This window comes from Thermomonas sp. (assembly GCF_019104945.1).
Classification (GTDB): domain Bacteria; phylum Pseudomonadota; class Gammaproteobacteria; order Xanthomonadales; family Xanthomonadaceae; genus Thermomonas.
The window spans coordinates 14,482-38,663 of the sequence record NZ_JAHRWW010000005.1; the positions used below are offsets into that span (position 1 = coordinate 14,482).

Genomic DNA, 24,182 nt, shown 5'->3' on the forward strand with positions numbered 1-24,182 from the left:
TGCAATGGATTCCGACTTAATCCTATTTCTTGCACTAACCTGCTTTGCTATCGCTATTGCAGGCGCCACCGCCTTTTTGATTTTTTGGCCGCTGGCGCTTGTGCATATCCGCGACAAACATCCGCAGATCACCGCCGTATTAGGACAAGGTGCATTTCTCAAACCCACCGCGCTTTGGTGGTTATTGCGCGGCGGTTATCGCAGCAGCCCCGATCGTAATTTATCTGGGCTTGCCACACCCGCACGCATCGCCCTGTCGGTCATTTTGTTCGGCATCGCGATGGGCGGGGTGTTATGGGTCATTGGCAGGGCAATGGAATGAATCAATCAATCAACGATAGCTGGTGGCTCGCCAGCCTTGGCCGCACTCTTGTATGGGCGCGTTTGCGCGAGCGTGACGCAGGCACAGCCGAAGTCTTTGATAGCGACGGCAACACGCTGGCTTATGACAGCATGGATACTGCCCGCGCAGCGCTTATGGACGCTGAATTTGTGGAATACAGCGGCATCGATGAAGAAGATGCGCTTGCGCGTGGATTTTCGCTGCAGGAAGTTTCACCCCCTGCAGCCGCTAGCGATATCGAACTACGCGGCAAGATGATCCAACAGCTCGGTACGCGCGCCTAAGGCGGATCGACGGAAGGCGGCGGGCGCACACTGCCGTTGTCTTCCTGTAATTCAGGCTTGAACGGAATATCCGGGGCTTTGCGCCCTGTTGCCGGCTGCTCGTTGACATCGGGATTGACCGGCATACAGCCGCCACCAAACTGCAGCAGCGACACAACGCAGTGCAGTTTGAGTTTCGTGCCAGGAATGGGGATTGAAAGCTGTTTGATACCGCGCCGCACCCATTCTTGAAGCAGCGTCCCTTCAGGAATCCAATATTGGTCGAAGCGTGTGCCTTTGTATTCCAGCCCCGGCCGTTTCAACCATGTTCCAGAGCGATCAAGATCGACCACGTTATTTTTTGACCACTGATCTGGCAGGCGCGCGCTGCCATCGTCGTTAAATAACCCGGGTTTTCCATTTCCATGCGTACCCGCGCCATTACCTGTGCCGGCCACGTTGCGCTTTGAGGCACCCCAATCATCTGTTTTGGCCTGCCCCGGCCAGCCCCCGGCGGCGGGCTTCGCGCCCGGGCCTGCGCCAGTGCCCGCCTGTGTCACGCCGCGCCCATCCACCGCTGCAGCACGAGCACCCTGCCCGGTGTTTGTTTGTGCATGCCCCGCAGCAGCGGCCGTCGCTTGATCCCCCGCAGCATTGTCTTTACCGGTGGCTAGCGGCAGTTCACGCGCGGCTGTACGTAGCTGCGGCACTTTCGCCTCCGCCTGCGCAGCAGCCGTAGGTGCAGCCAGTGTTTTTACCTGCGTAGCCGCATTCGGCACGAACACCTCAATCGCCTGCGCCTGCTGCCTTAGTACGGGTGTTTTGAGATTGGCTTCCGCCGTTTTCACCTGCAAGGTACGCACCGGCTGCGCGTGCAGCACTTCAATTTGCGTCGGCTGCTGCTTTGGCTGCGCGTCTTGCAACGTCGTAACAGGTGTTTTGATCGCCAGCTCCCGCGGCGGAGGTAGCTGGAAACTCTCGGGCTGCGGCTCTTTGACCTCAGTCACCTGCAAGGGCTGCGCAGCGGGAAGGGAAAGCTCCGGCGTTGGCTTACTTAGATCAATTGATGCCATCTCAGGGACGTGCACCGTTTCAGGCAAAGCCTCGGCCGTTTGCGCCTCAGGCGGCGATACTGACTTTACTGCCTCCGTATTAGGCACATTTGCAGTCGTGGCCGGGGCTGCTGAAGCCGTCGACGTGTTCGCTGCCTGCCCCGCATTAGCCAGTGCGCCGCCACCTTCTTCTGCATTGCCGCGCCCAATAAATTCAACCTGGACAACCTGCCCTTCTTCCTCCGGCGTCTGCTCCAGCGCCACAAAGCGCAGATACATCATCCACAGCAACAGCGCCGTGACGAGCAGATGGAACACGATATCCACGACCCCGACACCAATGCGCAGCACGCGCTCCTCACGCGGGTCATGCGGCCGCGCAAGTGCACGCAGGTGAAAAAACGGGATGCCTAATTTCAGTGCTTTGCTTTGCGTATAGGTCAGCCGCTGCGCCAGCGCCCCTACCCATTCTTCAGCGCGGCCTCGCGCCGCTTGCGCACGTCGCTTCGACTGCCCTTGTGCAAACCACTGCGCCCAGCCCACGGGCAATTCACCAGCATCTTGCTGGCCACGTTTGCGCAAACGCCGCTGGTTGAGTGCGGCGATGACGTCATCAGCTGTCGTCACGCGCGCGCCGTCCCTTAAGCGTTCTTGCTATAGGGCGAGGATCCGGCTTGCTTGCCAGACGACATAAACGGCGTGCTACCAGACGCATGGTCGGTGACATCACGCACGCCGGTGACCCCTGCTACTTTTTCCAGCAGCGTTTTCTCCACGCCTTGCTTTAGGGTGATATCCACCATGCTACAGCCGTGGCAGCCGCCGCCAAAATTCAGCAGCACCACACCTTCGGGAGTCACATCACTCAGCGTGACATGGCCTTTGTGCATGGCGAGCTGCGGATTGATGTCGTTATCGATCACCCATTGCACACGTACCGGCAGCGGCTCGCCCGGCCCCGGCACCACGCCTTTAATTTTGGGTGCGCGAATTTGCAGCTGCCCGCCGGTGGCCTGCAGCTCATAATCAATCTCTGCATCTTCTAGGAAGGGCGCACTCGGCGCGTCAAGCCATAGCGTGAAGCCTTCGCAATCAATCGCCCATTCGTCGCCAGACAATTCATCCGGCTCGGAAAACTCCAGCCGCACGTCAGCGCGCGTTGTACCCGGATTCAACGCCGACAAACGCACCCCCAAACCGGGAATGGCCTCGCGCTGGATCAATTTACGGAAATGGGTTTTGGCGGTTTCAGAAATCCGGATCATCTGGCTATTCTAACGAGCTGCGCAGGCGCATGCTTGCACCAAACGAAATTTCGCCTGAAGGAGCGCCCTATGAATGATATGACCCCACTTGTCCAAGCGCACTGTATTCCGCGCAAAGGCCATGAACACCGACTCAGTGAGGCGCGAATTCGCGAACTTATGCCGCAAATTCAGGGCTGGGAGCTGGCTGAGAACGGGCATGTGCTCAGCAAAACGTTCACGTTCCCCGACTACTACCACACGATTTCATTCGTGAACGCCCTTGCCCATATCGCTAATCGCGAAGACCACCACCCTGACCTATCCGTACATTACGGGCGCTGCGTGGTGCACTTTTCCACCCACGATGTGGGCGGGCTAAGTGAGAACGATTTTATTTGCGCAGCGAAGGCGGATCGCCTCAGCGAGTAAGCACAATTAGCGAACCGGGTGTCCATAGGGTGAGCCGACTCTCGGTGACATGGATGTCACCGAGAAGCCTACACGGACGTATTTACGGCGTGTCGGAGCACCCTATGGGCACCCGGTTCGCGCGCACTATGCCAACCGATCAAGCACCTCAATCAACTCCGGCACCAGCGGCGCATTGAGCGAATATGGGGTCTTGCCGTCATCCAGTGCAAACTCTAGCGTGGACGCGTGCAAAAACAGGCGCTTAAGGCCTACCTGCTCACGAAGCCGCTTGTTCGCGGCAAGATCGCCATATTTATCGTCACCCGCCACCGGGTGGCCGATATGCTGGGCGTGCACACGAATTTGGTGGGTACGGCCTGTTTCGATATGGATCTCGCAATAGCTCTGTCCGCCGCGCCGTTCCAAGAGCTTGAAATGACTGGTCGAGGGCTTGCCCGCCTCATTTACCTGCACATGCCGCTCGCCGCCTTGGCGCAAGCCAACATGCAGCGGCGCCTCCACACTCATCGTACCCGATGGCATACGTCCCACAAGCAGCGCTAAATAGCGCTTTTCGATGCCAGATCCATGATCTTCACGCAGTAATCGCTGAAGTTCCGATAGCGCCGAACGTTTTTTAGACAGCACCAGCAGCCCCGAAGTATCCCGATCCAAGCGATGCACCAGCTCTAAATTGTCGTTCGGGCGCAGCGCACGCATCGATTCGATCACGCCAAATGAAATCCCGCTACCGCCGTGGCTGGCAATTCCCGAAGGCTTATTGATAGCCAGCAAACGCGCATCTTCAAAAACAATCGAAGCATCCAGCGCCGACAGTAGGCCTTTGGGCGGCAAACGTCCGGCATCTTGCGCCGATTCAATACGAACTGGCGGAATTCTCACCTCATCTCCCGCTTCCAACTTACGCTCAGCTTTTGCCCGCCCACCGTTGACGCGCACCTGCCCGCTGCGCACCAGCTTATAAATCAGGCTGCGCGGCGCGCCCTTGAGTTGACCAAGCAAAAAGTTATCTAAACGCTGCCCAGCGCGATCTTCTGGTACCTGAACGGTGCGCGCACCTTGCTGAATGGGGGATGGTTGCTGTGTCATTTCTGTCTGATCTGTTACACTCGGGGGGCAATGCAAAGGTTTGATTTCTCAGGAAGTACCGGGCAGTCACTTGCTCAATTGGCCGAAAGCCAGCCTTCCTGACGAGCCCCGCTGCAGTGTCGTTGCCACCACCCTCGGGGTGGACATGTTAACGGCTGCGCGGCAAGCCTGCCCATTGTCGGCTCACGCCGTGACTTTACCCGTTGAACAACGCCCCGCGTGACAGCGCCTTGCCTCGAGCATTGGCGCTGGCCACCGGCCCAGCAACACTCAAATAAACAAGGAACAAGCGCTCCCGCGGCTCGCCGTGGTGTGGCAGCGCTGGAAAACGAGAGAGCTGCACAGCTCGCGCATGGCGCAGCTGCGCGCTTGCGGTATCCAGAGGCGAAAGCCCCATGGTGTTCCGCGCACGCCCTTACCGGTGGAGCGCATAAAGGAACTCAACAATGAAGCGAATGCTCATCAACGCAACGCAGGCAGAAGAACTGCGCGTGGCCATTGTCGATGGTCAAAACCTGTACGACATCGATATTGAACAGCCCTCCAAAGACAACAAAAAATCCAATATCTACAAAGGCCGCATCACGCGTTTAGAGCCTTCGCTAGAGGCCGCTTTCGTGGAATACGGCGCAGGCCGTCATGGCTTTTTGCCGCTAAAAGAAATTTCCAAAGATTATTTCCAAGCAGGCACCGACCACCACAAATCCACCATCAAAGAACTTTTGCGCGAAGGCCAAGAGGTGGTGGTGCAGGTAGATAAAGAAGAGCGCGGCAATAAGGGCGCAGCGCTCACCACGTTCATCTCGCTGGCCGGCCGCTACATGGTGCTAATGCCGAACTCGCCAACCGCGGGTGGCGTTTCGCGTCGCATTGAAGGCGATGACCGCGCCGAGCTCAAGCGCGCGATGGACTCGCTCAACATTCCCGACGACATGGGCGTGATCATCCGCACCGCTGGCGTGGGCCGCGACGCGGAAGAGCTGCAGTGGGACCTCGACTACCTGCTTAGTATCTGGCGCGCGATTACCGATGTTGCGCTGACCAAGCCCGCACCGTTTTTGATCTATCAAGAAAGCCGCCTGATCGTGCGCGCCCTGCGCGACTACATGCGCAGCGACATCGGCGAAATCTTGGTGGACACCCCGGAGATGTACGCCGAAGCGTTGGAGTTTGTTGAGCAGGTGATGCCGCACAACAAGCGCAAGCTCAAGCACTACACCGACGACACCCCACTGTTCAACCGCTTCCAGATCGAATCGCAGATCGAATCGGCCTATGAGCGTACCGTACGTCTGCCCTCCGGTGGCGCGCTGGTGATCGACCAGACCGAAGCGTTGACCGCGATCGACGTGAACTCGGCGCGCGCGACCAAAGGCGGCGATATTGAAGAAACCGCGTTCAATACCAACTTAGAAGCCGCCGAAGAAGTAGCACGCCAACTGCGCCTGCGCGATCTTGGCGGGCTAGTGGTGATCGACTTTATCGACATGGCCAGCAACAAGCACCAGCGCGACGTTGAAAATCGCCTGCAAAACGCACTGAAGTACGACCGTGCGCGCGTGCAGATCGGCCGTATTTCGCGCTTCGGTTTGTTGGAAATGAGCCGCCAACGCCTGCGCAATAGCTTGGGCGAGGCCAGCCAAATCGTCTGCCCACGTTGCGAAGGCCACGGCCGCATGCGTTCGATCGAATCGCTGAGCCTATCGATCATTCGTGTCGCCGAAGAACACGCGATGAAGGACAACACCGGGCAAGTGCTGGTGCAGGCCCCGGTGGAAATCGCCAACTTCCTGCTCAACGAAAAGCGCGCCGCGCTGCGTGAAATCGAACAACGTCACAATGCGCCCATCGTGATCGTGGCGGATGAACAGCTGCATAGCCCGCACTATGAAGTAACGCGTATCCGCGAAAATGAGATGGGCGAAGAAACAGCGAAGCCCAGCTATCAGCGCGGCACGCCGCGCCGGTTGAATACGATTGCGCTCACCAAAGAGCAGTTGAACATTCCGCCGCCTGCCGTGACTAAGGTGACACCGGCCAACCCGGCACCGCTGCGCGAGCCCAAGCCGATGCCGCAGGAAACCACGCAAGAAGCTCCGGCCTTTACGCACCACGCGTCCCCCGCTCAGCCCTCCGGCGTGATCGGCTGGCTGCGCGGCCTGTTTGGTGCGGCTCCTGCTGCAACACCGGCACCAGTAGCGCAACCGCGCGACGCTGGCAACGGACGCCGTGATGAGCGCGGCAACCGCCGAAACGACCGTAATAACCGCGACGCACGCCGCGATGACAACCGTCAGCGCAACGAGCAGCAGCAAAAACAAAAGCAAAAACAACAGCAGCAGCAATCGCAAAAGCAGGAGCGCCCAGAGAAGCAAGAAAAACAGGCGCAACAGCCCAAGCAAGATCGGCAGGCACAGCCCCAGCAAAAGCAGCAGCAAGAACGCCCTGCGCAGCAGCAAAAGCAGGCGCAGCCGCAGCGTAACGAACAGCCGCAGCGTCAAGAGCGCCCTGCGCAGCAGCCCAAACAAGAGCGTCAAGAGCGACAGGACAAGTCAGCACCGCAAAAGCAGGCCGCTGTACAACGCCCACAGAGCGAAGAGATTGCGCCAGTAACCGCGATTGTTGCTACCGCCGCTACAGCAGTGGTGGCTGCACCCATCGCGACGCCCGCACCTGCGCATGACGCTCCTGTTCAAGATACGCCGCAGGCGCAGCTCACGGCGCATGAAGAGCCGCACTTCATCGTTGACCCTGAAGTGGTGAGCGATGAGCCTTTAGCGCAGACTGACGACACGCAGTCCACCGACAGCAACGGCAAGCGCCGTCGCGGCCGTCGCGGTGGGCGTCGTCGTCGTCGTAATGGCAACGAGACCACCGGGCTTGCCGATGACGCGCTCGAGCATGACGATGCATTGGACACAGTGCTAATTGCTGAATCCACGGCTACTCAGCCCGAGTTCGATTTTGATGACATCACGCCGTTGTCCATCACTTCAACAGCGCCCACCGCGCAGCCACAAACCGAATCACTCCCCCCAGTGGATAGTGCAACGGCCACCGCTGCTGTTGAAGTCAGTGCTCCAGCTCCAGCTCCAGCTCCAGCTCCAGCTCCGGCTCCGACTCCGGCCCCACAGGCCGCGGTCAAGCCACCGGTACAGCCGGTACGCGGCCTATTTGAAATGCCGGTCAGCCACGGTATCAGCAAGCCGATCGTGCATATCGCCGCGCCTGCACCCGTTGCGCCAACACCGGCACCAACACCTACAGCTGAGGACCCAGAAGCCTCCGCACCGGCTTTTGAAGAAGAACCCGCCGCCAAGCCCAGCCACGACAGCTAAGGCTAAAGCACAGCACGCCGCACCTGTTATGCAACAGGTGCGGCGGTGCGATGAGTTTTGTTAGTGCATCGCCTGCGCGGGATCGATCAACCCATACTGCGTAGCTAGGCGCGCAAGTGCGATGTTGTCGTGAATACCGAGCTTGTCGAATAAACGCGTTTTGTGCGTGTTGACCGTTTTGGCACTTAGACTCAGCTGCTTGGCAATCGCCTCTTGTCGCAGGCCTTTGTTCAGCAGCAGAGCGACCTCTAGCTCGCGCGGCGTTAGCGTATCAAATGGCGACTCGGCATTCCCCTGCAGCCTTGCAAGGGCAAGCCCTTGAGCAATCGTGCTGGATAAATACTTTTTCCCACGTGCCACGTCACGCACAGCCTGAATCAACTCTGCGGCGTCGCACGCTTTGCCCACATAGCCAAACGCACCGGCCTCCAGCAAGCGCCGTGGCATAGGGCCATCTTCCAATACAGACACTGCTATCACGCGCGTATTGTGATCGCCGCGCACAATGCGCTCGGTCAGCTCCAGCCCGCTTAACCCCGGCAGGTGCAGATCACAGAGCACAACATCAGGAACGAGCTTACGAATTAAAGGCAGGGCCACTTCCGCGCTATCGGCTTCCCCTACGACCTCGATATCGCCTTCTGCCCCAAGGATCATACGAAAGCCGGTGCGCACCAAGGCATGATCGTCGACGATAAACACTTTGATGCTCATTTCTTACTCCCCAAGAAACTGTGCACAAGGTACCGTTTGCCTGTGCGGGTTCCAAGCAGAGTTTGGCGCGGCAGTCATTCGGATAATTCCTAGTCTATGCTTTTAAGTAATAACGCCGCGGGTGGTCAGCAGGCGATCCAGCATGGATTTTAACGCGAGAGGGCGCAACGGCTTACTCAGCAATGGCAGCCCTGCTTCTTGCGCTGCACTGCGCACCGTTCCGGTTTGATCTGCGCTTAGCAGCATACAGGGCGGCGGCATGTAGCGCTCGCTCAGCCGTGTATAAAGCGCGATGCCATCATCACCATCGTCAAGATGATAATCAAATATCCATAGATCGAACTGAGCCTGTCCTAGCGCAAGTTCGGCCCCCTGTTGCCCGTCGGCCACGGCCACCGCGCAGCCCCAGCCCCGCAAGAGAAGCGCTAAAGCGTCACGCGCCATGGCTTCGTTATCCACCACTAACACCCGCTTTCCTGAAAGCCCGCGCTGCGCCGCATACTGCACATCAGGTGCGCGGCTGCGCGGCACCGAAACGGCAAACATGCTGCCGCTGCCGAGTACGCTTTTCAGCTCTACGCTGGTTTCCAACAACTCGGTGATACGCTTGGCTATCGCAAGACCCAGCCCCAAACCTTGCCCGCTGCTCTCATCACCACGACGGAATTCTTCAAAGATCGCCGCTTGTTGCGATGCCTCGATACCTGGCCCGCTATCGTGAACTTCAATACGTAGTTGCTTCCCTGCGCGCCGTACACCCAGTAACACACTGCCCTGATGCGTATAGCGCAGCGCATTGGCCAAAAAATTCTGCAATACCCGCCGCAAGAGCTGCGGATCGCTACGCACCCATACACGCACCGGCACGTAACGCAGGCGCAGGCCGCGCTCTGCAGCAATCGCGCGAAACTGTTCCACTAATGGGTCAAGTACGTCGGCCAGTGGGAAGGCACGAATCTCCGGCACAAGCCCACCCGCCTCTAGGCGCGACATATCAAGCAATGTGCCTAAAAGATCGGTTGTTGCATCAAGCGCCGATGAAATTTGCCGCGCCAATTCTTTTTGCTCACCGCCACTACGCTGCTGTAACGCATCGGTGAGCAGATGCGCAGCGTGCAGCGGTTGCAAGAGATCGTGCCCAATTGCTGCAAGAAAGCGGCTTTTGGCATCGTTAGCATGTTCGGCCTCACGCTTAGCCGCTTCCAATAGTGCGGTGCGCTCCACAACGCGTTGTTCCAGTGTTTCATTCACGCGCTTCAAACCAACTTCAGCCTGTCGAAACGCGGTCACATCGGTAAACGTCGCCACAAAACCGCCGCCCGGCATCGGGTTGCCGCGAATCTCAACGATGCTACCGTCATTGAAAACACGTTCCGACAAATGCGGTGAACCCGTGCGCATATGCGCCAAGCGCCGTTCCAAGGCAGAACTATCTTTCTCTGGATCAATGCCCGCGATCTCACGCAGTGCCCATTTGGAGGCCTCAGCAATGGGCATGCCCACGCGCAGCATGCCCTTGGGATAGCCCAGCAATTCTTCATAGCGCCGGTTCCACGCCACAAGATGCAGCTCAGCGTCCACCACGCTGATTCCCTGGCTCATGTTCTCCAGCGCTGCTTCCAACACGCGTTGATTGAAGCGCAGATCTTGAGAAGCTTCATCGAGAATCGTGGCAACGGTGTCGAAATCTGCACCGCGCTGCCCAGCTTCTTCAGAATCGCGCCGCGCGGCATCAAGCAACAGGCGCGCCGAGGCGCTACCCAATACGGCGGCCAGCTCGTGCTCCAAACGCAATTCAAAACGTGCTGGAACCGGCCCTACCAAGGGCGCAAAATGAAGCAATTCATCCACCCGCTGTGCAGGCAAAAAACGCCGTCCGGCGCTGCGCAGCCGCGCAAGATCGGCCCCACCCATTTCTCGCGACTGTGTGCCAACACCCATGCCGCTTAGCAACAGCGTCACCGCCGTTCCCATAAACAGACTGACACCAACCGCGCGCCCTACCCGGCTCCATCCAGTCAAACCAAAGATCGCGTCAGGAGCCAACCAGCCTAGCTCCAATGGCCCCGATTGTAGCCATGCGGGCCCCGCACCATTGGCGCTTAACAACAGCGGCACCAGCATCACCCACGCCCACGCGAGAAACGCCGCAAGTACACCTATCGTGGCCGCAAACGGCGGTGTTTTGGGCCGCCATACGGCAAACCCCAACGCGGGTACCAAGGTAGCAAGCGCTGAAAACGACACCGCACCAACGTCGGCCAGTGCTTCGCTTCCGCTTACCAAGCGCGCATAGGCCCAGCCAAGCAGCATGATGACCAAGATACCGCCACGCCGCAGCAGCAAGATATCGCCACGATGATCGTCTTCCCGTCCACCAGCCCACGCGCTGCGCAACAGGCCCGGCGCAAACCAGTGGTTGCCGATCATCAGGCTTAGGGTGAGCGTGCTGACGATCACCATACCCGTTGCTGCACTTAGCCCACCCAAAAACACCAGCAGCGCAATACCGCGCTGCCCTTCGACAAGCGGCAATGCCAGCGCAAACATATCGGTGGGCACATCATTACCCAGCAGCGCCGCTCCTGCACGCGCGAGCGGCAAGGTAGGTAGGGCAATTAGCAGGAGATAGAGTGGGAACTGCCAGCGTGCTGTGCGCATATCGGCTTCATCGCGGCATTCCACAACGCCTACGTGAAATTGATGCGGCATGATAAACATCGCCATCGCGCCCAAGATTACCAGCGGCATAAAGCCGCCTGCAGGCTGCGTGGAAACGGGTTCTATCTCAGGCAAACCGCTCAAACCAAGCCACACAAACGCGCCAAGTGCCAACATCGCCACCAGCTTGAAGAGTGACTCAAACGCCAGCGCCAGCACTAACCCACGGTTATGTTCTGCAGCACTGACACGTCGTGTACCAAATAAAATGGCAAATGCGGCCATCGCCAGCGCCACATAGAGAGAGCCATCGCGCCACAGTGGTGGTATATCTGCATCGGCCGCCGCCGCCCCCACGGTGACCGTAGCAAGGCTCATGGTGATCGCCTGCAACTGCAAGGCGATATAAGGAACAAGCCCAAGCACTGCAACCAAGGTCACCACGGCCGCAAGCCAAGCATTCTTCCCCAAGCGCGTGGCAATGAGGTCTGCTAGCGACGTGGCGTTACTTTCTCTGGCCAACCGCACCAGCCGCGCCATTAGCATCACGGCCAATGTGTAAAACAAAATAGCACCGACAAATGTGGGAGGAAGCGGCCAGCCATAACGCGCGGCTTGGGTCACCGTACCGTAGAACGTCCACGTTGTGCAGTGCACTGCCAGCGACAAAGCGTACACATGCCGCCATTGTTTCGCCAAAACATTAGGGTGGCGTTCGGCATAGAGCGCCGTACCAAACAGCAAGCCCAGCCACAGCAGCGCAGCCGCAACGACTGCCGTAATGCTTAGCACGGCAGCCCCCTCAGCCATGGGGTTGTGAATTCAATATGCGCATCGTTGCTCATCTATGGCGAGCATAACGCGACGGCGGGCATTTGCCCGCCGTCGGATGACACTAACCACCATTTATTCGGTTAGAAGTTGTAGCGCACCGTGAAGCTGTATTGGCGCGGCGCCCCGTAGAACCCGGTGTAAACCCCCAGCGCACGATTGAGGTTGTAGCCCGTGGTCATGTATTCCTTGTCGGTCAAGTTGCTGCCCTGCAAGGAAACCGTCCACGACGGGTTGATATTCCAGATCACTCCCGCGTTAAGCAGGCCATAGCTGTCTTGGGCAATCGGCGGGCGGCCACTCGGCGGAACTTCGGCGCGGATAATTTCAGTGGTGGCCACCACGCGGGATTGGTAGCTATAACCAACACGTGCCGAGATGTCGCCATCACCCACCGGGGTGCGGTACTCGATATTGAATGCCCCCGAGTGTTTCGGCGCATTGGTGAACTCCTGTTCGCTGGCGATATTAACGCCCGCATACATGAACTCATCGTACTTCGCATCCAGCCACGCCAAGTTACCGGTGAACGCCCAATGCATACCTGGGCGCCACTGGTATTCCAGCTCAAAGCCATTGACGGTGCCCGAACCCGCATTGGTGAAATCACCAAAGAAGGCGTCATCCGTACCGTCACCGTTACTGTCATACGCGGTAAAGACAGACAGCTGAATATCCTTGTACTTATTGTGGAACGCCGACATATTCAAGAACAGGGTCTGATCCAGCAGCCCCATCTTGGTGCCGATTTCATAGCTGTCCACCTGTTCGTCGTTGAACGGATCCGCCGAACGCGGCACTGCGGTTGCCTGCGCGCGAATGTTGTAACCACCCGACTTAAAGCCGCGCGTAGCCAAGCCGTACATCAGAATATCCGGTGTCAATTGGTAGTCCAAAGACACCTTCGGAGAGACGTTAGTGAAGGAAATCTTCTTGTTGAAGTTGGCCGCTACCGAAATTGGTACGCTGAAGCTATCGTTGGCGTAGCCACGATTCAGCACGATCGCGTGCTTTTCTTCATTGGTGTAACGCGCACCTAGATCCAGCTTCCACTTCTCCGAAAGATCGAATGTCCAATCGGCATAACCTGCATAGCTCTTGGTGTACACCTCACCTTGAGTATCACCAAACAGTAGATTGAAGAAGTTGTTGAGCACTTGCCCGCCAGCGTAGCCGTCGAACATATAGAAGCCCATTACGCCGCGTGAGCGACCACCGCCATCGTACATGGCCTGAATTTCATTGGTGGTCTGCTTGTCGTTATAGAACGCTTTGACGTCTGCGATCTTAGCCACGGTGGTGTCGAAGTCGATATTGGTTTCCGTATCGGATTGGCGCTGGGCCAGCACGTACTTGAACGTCCAGTTATCGGTTGCACGCCAATTTGCTGTAACAGAACCGCCGCTTAGTGTGGTTTCATTGACATTAGGCATGCCGTTGCGCACGTCATAGCGGCTTGCAAGTGGCGGTGTTGCAGGCACAAACCGATTGGCTTCCAGCATCTTGGCGCCACGCACACCGGAGTTGTCTTCCACATGGTCGTAAGCAAACTGCAGATCAAAACGATCGGTGACATAAGCCCCTAACGCCAAGCGATACGCCATGATGTCTTTATCACTTACTGGGTCGCCGGTATTGATGTTTTCGCCAAAGCCATCGTTCTTCAGGCGCGCTACCGAAACACGGCCGCGCAGGTATTCGCTACCGCCAAAACCACCGCCAACGGCGGCCTTGAAATCACGCTGGCCGAAGTTGCCAACCGTTACTGAGCCGGTGCCATTGAAGTCGGCACGCAGGCCTTTGGAAATATATTTAATTGCACCACCAATCGTGTTCTTTCCGTACAAAGTACCCTGCGGCCCGCGCAGCACTTCTACACGCTCCACATCAAAAACGTCCAGCAAGGCACCCTGCGGGCGTGCAATATAGACATCGTCCATATACAAACCCACACCCGGATCAACACCCCATAGTGGATCCGACTGCCCCACACCACGGATGTAGGCGGTAATCGTCGAGTTCGAGCCACGCGCCGCATAGATCGTCAGGTTCGGCACCTGCGCATCGAGGTCGGCCAAGTCTTCCACATTGAGCTTGTCCAAGGTGTCCGCAGTAAATGCGGTTACCGCAACCGGCACTTCCTGCAGTGTTTCTTCGCGCTTACGCGCAGTCACCACCACCGTGTCCATGGTTTTGGCCTTCTGCCCGCCCTTTGCCTGCGGAGCCTCCTGCGCCACTGCCGGCGCCCCCAATAGCAGCGACACGGTCAGCGCGCCGTAAATCGCCATGCTCAATTGCTTGCGTTTCATTAGTCCCCCTCCGGGCATACGGGCGGCACGATTACCACCAATGAGCTGCACGTTAAGCGCAATTTACAAATGATGGCATTGGACGTTCGGACAATGGGCCAAAGCGCCGAACCGCCTGACACTCACTCACCGGATTTGTCATTGGGGACGAGGATGTCGTTTTTGATCGTTTTGGCTGCGCTGTGTTTTTTGATGCTCGTGGCCTATCGCGGCTACAGCGTCATCCTGTTTGCCCCCATTGCCGCATTGGGTGCGGTTTTATTCACCGACCCTCATCTCGTTGCCCCCATGTTCACCGGCTTGTTTATGGACAAGATGGTGGGCTTTTTGAAACTGTATTTTCCGGTGTTTTTGCTAGGTGCAATTTTCGGGAAAGTGATTGAAACATCGGGTTTTTCCAAAGCGATTGTGCAGGCCACCATTCGCATGGTGGGCGCACAGCGCGCGATGCTCTCGATCGTAGCGGTATGCGCCTTACTCACCTATGGCGGCGTGTCGCTGTTTGTCGTTGTGTTCGCGGTGTACCCCTTTGCGGCTGAGCTGTTTCGCCAAAGCAATATCCCCAAGCGCCTGATCCCCGGCACGATTGCGCTAGGCGCGTTTACCTTCACCATGGACGCACTGCCCGGCACGCCGCAAATTCAGAACATCATCCCCACCACGTTCTTCGGCACCAACACCTGGGCCGCGCCGTGGCTAGGCACACTGGGGGGCGTCTTCATCCTCATCCTTGGCATGAGCTATTTGGAATGGCGGCGACGCGCTGCAGAGAAAGCTGGCGAAGGCTACGGCGACCCTTCCGTATTACTCAATGAACCTGCACCGTTTGCGGGCGACAAGCTCGCTAACCCACTTGTGGCCATTTTGCCACTCGTGCTGGTGGGCGTGATCAACAAGCTGCTGACCGTGTGGATTCCAACCATCTATGGCGATAGTGCCAGCTTCGTACCCGCCGTGATCGGTAGCCCCGCGCCGGTGGTACAAGAGGTATCGAAAGTCGCCGCAATCTGGGCGGTTGAGGGCGCGCTACTCGCGGGCATTCTGTGCGTTCTGGCGTTTGCATGGAAACCTGTTTCAGCAAGTTTTGCCGAAGGCAGCAAATCGGCCATTTCCGGCGCGCTACTCGCGGGTATGAACACCGCTTCCGAATATGGTTTTGGCGCGGTGATTGCCGCCCTCCCAGGCTTCTTGGTGGTGGCCAATGCGCTCGGTTCTATTCCTAATCCGCTGGTGAATGAAGCCGTGACCGTTACCGCGCTTGCGGGCATTACCGGTTCGGCGTCTGGCGGCATGAGCATTGCGTTAGCGGCAATGGCCGACACCTTTATCGCCAATGCGCATGCGGCAGGCATTCCCATGGAAGTGCTGCATCGCGTTGCTGCGATGGCCTCGGGTGGCATGGACACACTGCCGCACAACGGCGCCGTCATTACGCTATTGGCGGTCACAGGCTTGACCCACCGCCAAGCCTACAAAGACATCTTCGCGGTGACCTGCATCAAGACCTTGGCGGTGTTTGTCATCATCGGGCTGTTTTACGGTTTCGGCGTGGTCTAAGGTCGCTAGAATTGTGGCGTGAACAACACGCCGCAACGCAAAATCATTCACGTGGATATGGACGCGTTTTACGCGTCCGTGGAACAGCGCGACAACCCCAGTCTGCGCGGCCAGCCCGTGGTCGTGGCGTGGAAAGGTGCGCGCTCGGTGGTGTGTGCCGCGAGCTATGAGGCGCGTAAATTTGGTGTTCGCTCGGCCATGCCTGCGCTGCGTGCGGAGCGCCTATGCCCGCAGGCGGTTTTCGTTCCGCCGGATTTTGTACGCTACAAAGCGGTGTCACGTCAGGTGCACACCATCTTTTCACGCTATACCGATTTGATCGAGCCGCTCTCACTCGATGAAGCCTATCTCGACGTCACCACACCCAAGCGCGACTTAGGCAGCGCCACCGCCATTGCCGAGGAAATTCGCGCTGCGATCTTTGCAGAAACCCAACTCACCGCGTCGGCCGGTATTGCGCCAAACAAATACATCGCCAAAATCGCCAGCGATTGGAACAAACCCAACGGTCAATTTGTGGTGAAACCGCGGCAAGTGCAGGCCTTCCTTGCACAGTTGCCGGTAGGCAGACTGCCCGGTGTTGGCAAAGTGATGGAAGCCAAGCTCACTCAGCTGGGCATTCGCACCTGCACCGACCTGCGTAATGCAGGTGCAACGGTCTTGTTGGAACAGTTTGGCCGCTGGGGGCAACGCCTGTACGAGCTATCGCTCGGTATTGATCACCGCGAAGTGCAAACCGAACGCGCCACATTGCAAATTTCTAGCGAAGATACTTTCGCAACAGATTTATTGCTGGACGAACTAGAGCCCCCTATCCGCCGCTTGGCCAGCAGTACATGGGCCAGCTACGGCAAAGAGTGGCAGCGCCACCCTGGCCGCATTGCGCGCACCGTGGTTTTGAAGTTAAAGACGGCGGACTTTCGCACCCTCACCCGCAGCATTACCGGAGCAGAGCCGCCATCAAGTGAGGCCATGCTGGCGCAAATAGCTTGTGACCTACGCACGCGCGTCGAGCTTCCTAGAAGCACGCGCTATCGCTTAGTGGGCGTAGGTATCTCCGGCTTTACCGAATACGAAGACAGCCCGCTGCAGGAAGATTTGTTTTCGAGCTAAAAGCAAAATGGGCCAGACGTGAACGCCTAGCCCGTATTATTTGGAGGCCGAGACCGGAATCGAACCGACGTACACGGATTTGCAATCCGCTGCATAACCACTCTGCCACCCGGCCAGGTGACGCTTACAACACCGGAAGTATTCCGGATAAAACGAAGCCCCGCGGACGGGGCTTCGTGAATATGGAGCGGGAAACGAGACTCGAACTCGCGACCCCGACCTTGGCAAGGTCGTGCTCTACCAACTGAGCTATTCCCGCGTTGAGCCCGGTATTCTACGGGATCATTTTCTGTTGTCAACCACTTTTTCTTCGTTTTCTTGCAGTGAAGGCCAAGCCGCACGTACGTATTCGAAGCCAGACCACAACGTCAACAGAGCCGCTGCGGCAAGCAACCATTCTCCCACAATGAACACCGGAATGCCAAGTAGTGGATCGCGAAAAAGTAAAAAAGAAAGCGCAATCATCTGCACCGTGGTTTTGATCTTGCCCACCATCGCCACCGCCACCTTGGCGCGTTGGCCCAGCTCTGCCATCCACTCGCGTAGCGCCGAAACTGCGATCTCGCGGCCAATGATCACACTGGCCCATAGCGCCATCCACACGGTGTGGTGGTGTTGCACGGTAATGATCAACGCCGTAGCCACCATCAGCTTATCGGCGACAGGGTCAAGGAACGCGCCAAAGCGTGAGTACAGATGGTAACGACGCGCGATCCAACCATCGAGCCAATCGGTGAGCGCGGCCACCACAAAAACCGAAGTTGCAGCGACATTCGACCAGCGCCAGTTGATGTAGTACACCAGCACCAACACCGGGATCAGCGCGATGCGCGCCAAAGTTAACCATGTAGGAATCGTGAGCGTCATGCGAGCATTCTAATGGGCTGCTGGTGTGTCTGTGGTGATTTGTTCTAAGCCGTGCAAGCTATCCCACAGCCTCTGCGCCAACGCGCGGTTGATGCCTTCAACCCGCGCGATCTCATCAACACCCGCAGCCTTTAGCCCCTGCAAGCCGCCAAAGTGTTTAAGCAGCGCAGAGCGGCGGCGCGGGCCAATCCCCGTAATGTCTTCCAAGCGGCTGGTATTGCGTGTTTTTTGACGTTTACCGCGATGCCCTGTGATCGCGAACCGATGTGCCTCATCGCGCACCTGTTGCACCAGTTGTAGCGCAGGTGATGCCGCGCCCGGCTGAACTTCGCGCCCATCTGGAAGCAGCAACGTTTCTGCACCCGGCTTGCGCTCCGGCCCTTTGGCCACACCTACAAGCGCAATGCCGGTTATACCCGCATCGGTAAGCACGTCACGCGCCTGCGCCACCTGTCCCGCGCCGCCGTCAATTAACAATACATCAGGAAGCACTGCATCCGGGTCGCCTTCTACCACTGGGCGAAAACGACGTTGCAGCGCCTGATGCATCGCTGCGTAATCGTCCCCCGGCTCAATACCAGTGATGTTGTAGCGTCGATACTGTTTGCGCACAGCGCCCTGCGCATCAAACACCACGCATGATGCCACGGTGGCCTCACCCATCGTATGGCTGATATCAAAACACTCGATACGCGCAGGCACATCGCCAAGCTTAAGCAAGTCGCGCAGTGCTTCCGCACGCGCACGTTGCGCACTGCTGCTTGCAAGCTCTGTCGCAAGGCTCAGCTGCGCATTGCGCTGTACGAGATCAAGATGCGCCGCACGTTCGCCGCGCACGTTGAACTTCAGCACCACCTTGCGGTGTGCGTGCTCGCTCAGTGCTTGCTCAATCAACTCGCGCTCTGGAATATCGCAACTGAGTACGATCTCACCCGGCGGAGGTTGCTCGGCGTAATACTGCGAAACAAAGGCCGCTAGCACGTCTTCGGCACTATCAATGCCATTGGTTTTTGGAAAAAACGAGCGCGTGCCGAAGTTACGCCCATCGCGAAAGGCGAGCAGCATGACGCACGCGGCTGCGCCCTGCATGGCAACAGCGAGCACATCGAGATCGGAACTGCGCCCATCCATCGTCTGTCGCGCTTGGGTTTTACGAATCCCTGCGATCAAATCACGCAGCCGCGCCGCTTCTTCAAAAGCCAAGGCATCGCTGGCGACCTGCATCGAAGCCGTCAGTTCGTCGGTAAGCTCACGGCTTCTGCCCTCCAAAAACAAACTGGCACGGCGCACTGATTCGGCGTAATCCTGCGCATTGATAAGCCCGACGCAAGGCGCAGTACAACGCCCGATCTGATACTGCAAACAGGGCCGACTACGGTTATAGAACACGCTATCTTCGCAGCTACGCAGCTTAAATAGCTTGTGCATTAGGTTCAGTGTTTCGCGTACCGCCGTGGCACTTGGATACGGGCCAAAATAGCGCCCTGGAATGCTGCGTGGGCCACGGTGGTAGGCCAAACGCGGCCAATCTTCCTTGGTTAGCAAAATATAGGGGTAGCTTTTATCATCGCGCAGCATCACGTTATAGCGAGGCTTAAGCGATTTGATCAGCTGATTCTCCAGCAGCAGCGCATCGGCCTCACTATGGGTGACGGTGACTTCAATCCGCGCCACCTGCGCCAGCATCGCCATGATGCGCGCCACTTTAGGTGTGGCGTTGAAATAGCTGCCTACACGATTGCGTAGCGCGCGTGCCTTGCCTACATAAAGCACATTGCCATCGCGATCCAGCATGCGATAAACGCCCGGCGCCAGCGGCAATGCGGCGGCAAAGGCGCGCCCATCAAACACATCGTCGGCGCTGTGATTGCTCATTTCATTGAGTTAAAGGCGCCCCTGTTGCACGCGTTCAATGATTCCCTGCACAGAAGAATCAATCAATTTGAAAGCGTGCTCAAAATCACGCGTATTGCCGTAATACGGATCGGGCACGTCTTTTTTACCCACACCACTCCATTCCAGCAACAGCTCTACTTCGGCCAATGACGTGCGCGGCTTGCGGATGCGCACTTCGTGCAAAATGGTGCGGTCAGCGCAAAGGATGAGGTCAAACTCATCAAAATCTTCTAGCGCAACACGGCGCGCGCGCAGTGCAGTGATATCGACCCCGTGTTTTTTCGCACAGGCAATAGCGCGCTCATCCGGGGGATGCCCAACGTGCGAGCTGCCCGTTGCGGCGGAATCCACCTTCACGCGTTCGGTCAAATTCGCTTCTTGCAAACGCGCACGCAACACGCCTTCGGCCGTGGGCGAACGGCAAATATTGCCCATGCACACCATCAAAATTGAAAATAGTCTAGCCATTGCTTTGCATCATCTCCTGATAAATACGTTCGGCACGCGCCAAGTCTTCGGGTGTATCCACGCCAGGCGGAAACGGTGATGGCGCAAGCTCCACCGCGATGCGCCAACCGGCCTCCAATGCGCGCAACTGCTCCAATGACTCGGTTCGCTCTAGGTAGGCAGGCGACAGCGCAGAAAATGCTTTGAGCGATGCCACACGATAGCCGTAAATGCCGATATGCCGCAGCCACTGCCCCTGCGGCATGACGCTACGATCATGCGCAAACGCATCGCGCGGCCACGGTACCGGCGCGCGGCTGAAGTACAGCGCATCGCCACTTCCCGCGCGCACAACCTTGACTGCATTTGGATCTAACAGTGTTTCAACATCGGTAATTGGTGCAGCGAGCGTTGCAATACCTGCGCCGCTTGTGGCAACCGTGCGCGCAACACAAGCAATGCCATCGGCAGGCGCAAACGGCTCATCGCCCTGCACATTGACCACGATGGTGTCATCGCTCCAGCCCGCATGCGCCGCGCATTCGGCCAGCCGATCCGTTCCGGAGGTGTGCTCTGGTGACGTCATCGCCACCTGCACACCGCTGCCCTGCAGGGCTTCGGCGATACGAACGTCATCTGTGGCCACCCAAGCTTCCCGCGCGCCTGCGGCGAGCGCACGTCGAGCCACGTGGAGCACCATTGGCAAGCCACCGATTAGTGAAAGCGGCTTTCCCGGCAACCGTGTAGAGGCATAACGTGCGGGGATGGCAACGACAAAATCAGACGTGTTCATAGGCTTATTATCGCCGCTTAAACTGCTCTCGGGGCGTTTATCACGTGCTGCTAGCCAAACGCCCGATCAACTCATCCCAAAACGCTTCTGGTAGCTGTGCGTCAATCGGAACCGAATACCAATTGGGCTGTGCGAATGAGGCACACTTCACTGCATCTTTTTCAGTCATCAGCACAGGAAGGGGGCTGCCTAGATCAAAGTCTTCTGCTGCATACGCGTAGTGATCGGGAAAGGCATGCGGCACTACGCCTATTCCATGTTCGCGCAACATTCCGAAAAAGCGCTCAGGCTCACCAATTCCCGCCACGGCATGAACGCGCTGATCGGCAAATTTTTGAAGCGACAGTTCGCGCCCACCGCTTAAGGCGCGCACGCGTCCAACGGCAAGGTGCATCGCCCATTCGCCGAGACCGGACGCCTTCGCTTCAACGGCCACGCCGCAGTTGACTACACGAAACGCACAATCTGCTGCACGCTCTAGCGGCTCACGCAGCGGCCCTGCCGGGAGCATGCGTCCGTTTCCATAGCGCCGCCTAACGTCTTGCACCTCAATTTCAATATCACGCGCGAGCCGATAGTGCTGCAGACCATCATCGCACACGATAACGTTGCAGCCTTGGCTCACTAATGCGCTCGCCGCTGCCACGCGGTCACGATCGACGCGCACTTTAGCGCCCGTCATTGTGGCAATCAGCAGTGGCTCATCGCCTGTGTATATCGGGTCCATCCCCGCCTCGACCCAGCGCGCAGTTTTAGGCTCGGCGCGCCCATAGCCACGGCTTGCCACACCGGGAACAAAACCTGCTTTCTGTAAATGTTGCACAAGCGCAATGACAAGTGGCGTTTTACCGCTTCCTCCCGCCACCAAATTTCCCACCACTATCACCGGAACACCGGGATGATGTTGTTTGCACCAGCCACGCCGATACATCCAGCGGCGTAGCGCCACTACAGCGGCGTACACCGGGGCAATCAGCGCCGCCCAGAGCGGCGGAGCTGCACCGTTAAACCACCATGCGGGCGTCTGCGGTTGCTGCGGACGACTCAACCTCCCTGCTCCCGAAACTGCACCGCATGTAGGCGTGCATACACGCCGCCTTGAGCAAGTAACTCAGCATGAGTGCCCTGCTCCACCAAACGCCCATCATCCAGCACGAGGATTTGATCGGCGTGCTCAATCGTCGAGAGACGGTGCGCCACAATCAGTGTGGTGCGGTCTGGAATCAAGTGCGCAAGCGCGTCTTGCACCAAACGCTCAGACGCGTTATCGAGCGCTGCAGTAGCTTCGTCCAAAATCAAAATAGGCGCGTCTTTCAACATGGCACGCGCAATCGCAAGGCGCTGGCGCTGGCCGCCAGACAGTTTGCCGCCTTTTGCCCCAATCGGCGCCTGTAGGCCGCCCGGCATTTGCACTACAAATTCCTGCGCATTGGCCGCTAATACCGCTTGTTCAATGGCGTCCTGACTGGCACTGCGCAGCTCACCGTAGGCCACGTTCTCCGCAACGCTGCCGTTGAACAACATCACTTGCTGCCCCACCATGGCAATTTGCTTACGCAAGTCGGTTAAGCGGTAGTCTTCCAGCGGCGCTCCATCCAAAAGAATCTGCCCATCATCAAGCGGATAGAAGCGCGGAATTAGCTTCACCAAAGTGGACTTGCCGCTACCAGAACGCCCTACCAGTGCCGTCACGGTACCTGGCTTTGCAATAAAACTAATGCCATCGAGCGCCGGAGCGTCGCGCCCTTCATAGCGCACGCGTACATTGCGAAACTCTAACGTGCCCTTCGCGCGGGCCAGCGGCAGCCTGCCGTTATCTATTTCTTCGTTGGCATCAAGCACCGAAAATAGGCGTTCGGCCGAAGCGATACCACGCTGTAGCATGCCCTGCACATTGGTGAGCTGCTTAAGTGCGGGAATAATGGCCAGCATCGAGATCATGAGCTGCACAAAACCGCCCGCACTCAAGCGCCCTTCCAAGGCTTCACGCCCGGCAAAGAACAGCAGCAGCGCTAAACCTACCGCGCCAGTCAACTGCACAACTGCTGATGAAATGCCGCGCGTGCCTTCCACCTTCAAGCTCAGATTAAGGTTGTGATTGGCCAGCGCGGTATAGCGTTCCATTTCTACCGCGCGCGCGCCATACACTTTGACTTCCTGCTGGCTCGACAACGCCTGATCGGCCGCCAGCATCATCTCCGCTGAGGTTTCTTGCACCTTATGCCCGTAGCGGCGGTAGCGCCGCCCCACTTTATCCATCACCCATGCGATAAATGGGCCAAGTACCAACACGCCTAATGTGACACGCCAACTGGCATAGAGCATCACACCAAGCATCGCGATCACCTGCAGCGATTGCTGCAGCATGACCTTCCCCGCATCAATCACTGCTTGCGCTACCTGATCGCTATCCGAACTTAAGCGCACCAGCATGGAGGGCACCGATTCGGTATCAAACACTTGCCCTGGTAGGCCTAGGTATTTATTCAGTGCATTGACGCGCATGTCGCGCGAAATGCCACGCGCCGCTTTCGCCATATAAATATCGGTGACATAGCCAGCCACGCCGCGCACCAAAAAAATTCCAACGATGGCTAATGGCAGTAGCAGCCCAAATTGCTGGTTTTTGGCAACAAAGGTTTCGTCCACCATGGGCTTGGTAAGGAGGCCAAATGCCCCTGCCGCCGCGCCTTCTAGTACAAGGCCAAGCAACGCGATCATCAGCACACTGCGGTACTGTGCGGCCAGCCCCAGTAAGCGCCGATAGATTGGCCAAAGTGGCCCCGTGCTGTGCTTCATGAACGCCCCCCGGTGGCGCGCACCTGCGGCGCGGTCGCGTTGGCTACTTTCTTAAAGCCTAACTGCGCCAGAGCTTCATACGCGGTGACAACCGCCTGCCACGGTGTATTGGCATCTGCGCGAATCAATACAGTGCGCGAGCGATCCTCACCAGCCACACTTTGAAGCGCTTGTTTGAGCGACTCAACATCGGTGCGCAACACTTCTTGATTCCCCACAAAATACCGCCCCTGTGCATTGATCAAAATACTCAGCACTTGGGTTTGCGCCGCAGCCTCGCCATCTGCACGCGGCAGTTCAATTTTTAATACCGAACGTGCGTCAAATGTGGTGGTAACCACGAAAAAAATGAGCAGACACAGCACCACGTCGATCAACGGAACAAGGTTGATCTCGGGGGTATCATCTTCACGAAAATCTCGGATCCGCAT

At 57.8% G+C, this 24,182-nt stretch carries 19 protein-coding genes and 2 tRNA genes; 6 read left to right on the forward strand and 15 right to left on the reverse strand.

From position 1 onward, the window contains the following. The first annotated feature begins 4 nt into the window (after nucleotides 1-4). Both KUL77_RS01410 and KUL77_RS01415 read left to right on the forward strand, forming a co-directional pair. A complete protein-coding gene (locus tag KUL77_RS01410) occupies nucleotides 5-322 on the forward strand; it encodes a hypothetical protein (protein WP_297142612.1) in 318 nt (105 codons plus the stop codon). Further along, a complete protein-coding gene (locus tag KUL77_RS01415) occupies nucleotides 319-627 on the forward strand; it encodes a hypothetical protein (protein ID WP_297142615.1) in 309 nt (102 codons plus the stop codon). Before KUL77_RS01410 ends, KUL77_RS01415 begins: the two co-directional genes overlap by 4 nt. Here the strand turns inward: KUL77_RS01415 and KUL77_RS01420 are convergent. Both KUL77_RS01420 and KUL77_RS01425 read right to left on the reverse strand, forming a co-directional pair. Then, nucleotides 624-2,285, reverse strand: coding sequence for a hypothetical protein (locus tag KUL77_RS01420; protein WP_297142618.1), 1,662 nt, complete (start codon nucleotides 2,283-2,285; stop codon nucleotides 624-626). The two genes, KUL77_RS01415 and KUL77_RS01420, sit on opposite strands and share 4 nt — an antisense overlap. 14 nt (nucleotides 2,286-2,299) lie before the next feature. Continuing rightward, the gene (locus tag KUL77_RS01425; protein WP_297142621.1) at nucleotides 2,300-2,923 is read right to left on the reverse strand and encodes an NfuA family Fe-S biogenesis protein; all 624 of its coding nucleotides are present in this window, start codon (nucleotides 2,921-2,923) and stop codon (nucleotides 2,300-2,302) included. A gap of 69 nt (nucleotides 2,924-2,992) precedes the next feature. On the opposite strand from KUL77_RS01425, the gene KUL77_RS01430 reads away from it, so the two are divergent. After that, nucleotides 2,993-3,334, forward strand: a complete 342-nt coding sequence (locus tag KUL77_RS01430; protein ID WP_297142624.1) for a 4a-hydroxytetrahydrobiopterin dehydratase — start codon at nucleotides 2,993-2,995, stop codon at nucleotides 3,332-3,334. A gap of 126 nt (nucleotides 3,335-3,460) precedes the next feature. Here KUL77_RS01430 and KUL77_RS01435 read toward each other — a convergent pair whose 3' ends face one another. Continuing rightward, nucleotides 3,461-4,426, reverse strand: coding sequence for an RluA family pseudouridine synthase (locus KUL77_RS01435; protein ID WP_297142627.1), 966 nt, complete (start codon nucleotides 4,424-4,426; stop codon nucleotides 3,461-3,463). Nucleotides 4,427-4,872: 446 nt separating this feature from the next. Between KUL77_RS01435 and rne the strand changes: the two genes are divergently transcribed. After that, the gene (rne, locus tag KUL77_RS01440) at nucleotides 4,873-7,764 is read left to right on the forward strand and encodes a ribonuclease E (protein WP_297142630.1); all 2,892 of its coding nucleotides are present in this window, start codon (nucleotides 4,873-4,875) and stop codon (nucleotides 7,762-7,764) included. Between the two features lie 60 nt (nucleotides 7,765-7,824). Here rne and KUL77_RS01445 read toward each other — a convergent pair whose 3' ends face one another. The 3 genes from KUL77_RS01445 to KUL77_RS01455 form a co-directional block, all read right to left on the reverse strand. Then, on the reverse strand, nucleotides 7,825-8,478 hold the full coding sequence (locus tag KUL77_RS01445) for a response regulator (RefSeq protein ID WP_297142633.1): 654 nt from the start codon (nucleotides 8,476-8,478) through the stop codon (nucleotides 7,825-7,827). Between the two features lie 102 nt (nucleotides 8,479-8,580). After that, entirely contained in the window at nucleotides 8,581-11,931 is a 3,351-nt protein-coding gene (locus tag KUL77_RS01450; protein ID WP_297142636.1) for a PAS-domain containing protein, read from the reverse strand. A gap of 122 nt (nucleotides 11,932-12,053) precedes the next feature. After that, nucleotides 12,054-14,279 (reverse strand): TonB-dependent receptor, encoded by a 2,226-nt coding sequence (locus KUL77_RS01455; RefSeq protein ID WP_297142639.1) that lies wholly within the window; start codon nucleotides 14,277-14,279, stop codon nucleotides 12,054-12,056. Between the two features lie 153 nt (nucleotides 14,280-14,432). On the opposite strand from KUL77_RS01455, the gene KUL77_RS01460 reads away from it, so the two are divergent. Further along, nucleotides 14,433-15,836, forward strand: coding sequence for a GntP family permease (locus tag KUL77_RS01460; RefSeq protein ID WP_297142641.1), 1,404 nt, complete (start codon nucleotides 14,433-14,435; stop codon nucleotides 15,834-15,836). Nucleotides 15,837-15,854: 18 nt separating this feature from the next. Further along, the gene (dinB, locus tag KUL77_RS01465; RefSeq protein ID WP_297142644.1) at nucleotides 15,855-16,949 is read left to right on the forward strand and encodes a DNA polymerase IV; all 1,095 of its coding nucleotides are present in this window, start codon (nucleotides 15,855-15,857) and stop codon (nucleotides 16,947-16,949) included. A gap of 41 nt (nucleotides 16,950-16,990) precedes the next feature. Here dinB and KUL77_RS01470 read toward each other — a convergent pair. The 9 genes from KUL77_RS01470 to KUL77_RS01510 form a co-directional block, all read right to left on the reverse strand. Further along, nucleotides 16,991-17,064 (reverse strand) — tRNA-Cys (locus KUL77_RS01470). A gap of 68 nt (nucleotides 17,065-17,132) precedes the next feature. Continuing rightward, nucleotides 17,133-17,208, reverse strand: a tRNA-Gly gene (locus KUL77_RS01475). Between the two features lie 23 nt (nucleotides 17,209-17,231). Further along, nucleotides 17,232-17,816, reverse strand: coding sequence for a CDP-diacylglycerol--glycerol-3-phosphate 3-phosphatidyltransferase (gene pgsA / locus KUL77_RS01480; RefSeq protein WP_297142647.1), 585 nt, complete (start codon nucleotides 17,814-17,816; stop codon nucleotides 17,232-17,234). Nucleotides 17,817-17,825: 9 nt separating this feature from the next. Continuing rightward, complete coding sequence (uvrC, locus tag KUL77_RS01485; protein WP_297142650.1) at nucleotides 17,826-19,691, reverse strand: excinuclease ABC subunit UvrC; 1,866 nt, start codon at nucleotides 19,689-19,691, stop codon at nucleotides 17,826-17,828. A 9-nt stretch (nucleotides 19,692-19,700) separates the two neighbouring features. Next, nucleotides 19,701-20,180 (reverse strand): low molecular weight protein-tyrosine-phosphatase, encoded by a 480-nt coding sequence (locus KUL77_RS01490; RefSeq protein WP_297142654.1) that lies wholly within the window; start codon nucleotides 20,178-20,180, stop codon nucleotides 19,701-19,703. After that, complete coding sequence (gene kdsB / locus KUL77_RS01495) at nucleotides 20,173-20,952, reverse strand: 3-deoxy-manno-octulosonate cytidylyltransferase (RefSeq protein WP_297142656.1); 780 nt, start codon at nucleotides 20,950-20,952, stop codon at nucleotides 20,173-20,175. Before kdsB ends, KUL77_RS01490 begins: the two co-directional genes overlap by 8 nt. 40 nt (nucleotides 20,953-20,992) lie before the next feature. Further along, nucleotides 20,993-22,000 (reverse strand): tetraacyldisaccharide 4'-kinase, encoded by a 1,008-nt coding sequence (lpxK, locus tag KUL77_RS01500; RefSeq protein WP_297142659.1) that lies wholly within the window; start codon nucleotides 21,998-22,000, stop codon nucleotides 20,993-20,995. Beyond that, nucleotides 21,997-23,751 (reverse strand): lipid A export permease/ATP-binding protein MsbA, encoded by a 1,755-nt coding sequence (gene msbA, locus KUL77_RS01505; RefSeq protein ID WP_297142662.1) that lies wholly within the window; start codon nucleotides 23,749-23,751, stop codon nucleotides 21,997-21,999. The genes lpxK and msbA overlap by 4 nt, the downstream gene beginning before the upstream one ends. Further along, nucleotides 23,748-24,182: a biopolymer transporter ExbD gene (locus KUL77_RS01510; protein WP_297142666.1), complete on the reverse strand. Its 435-nt coding sequence runs from the start codon at nucleotides 24,180-24,182 to the stop codon at nucleotides 23,748-23,750. The genes msbA and KUL77_RS01510 overlap by 4 nt, the downstream gene beginning before the upstream one ends.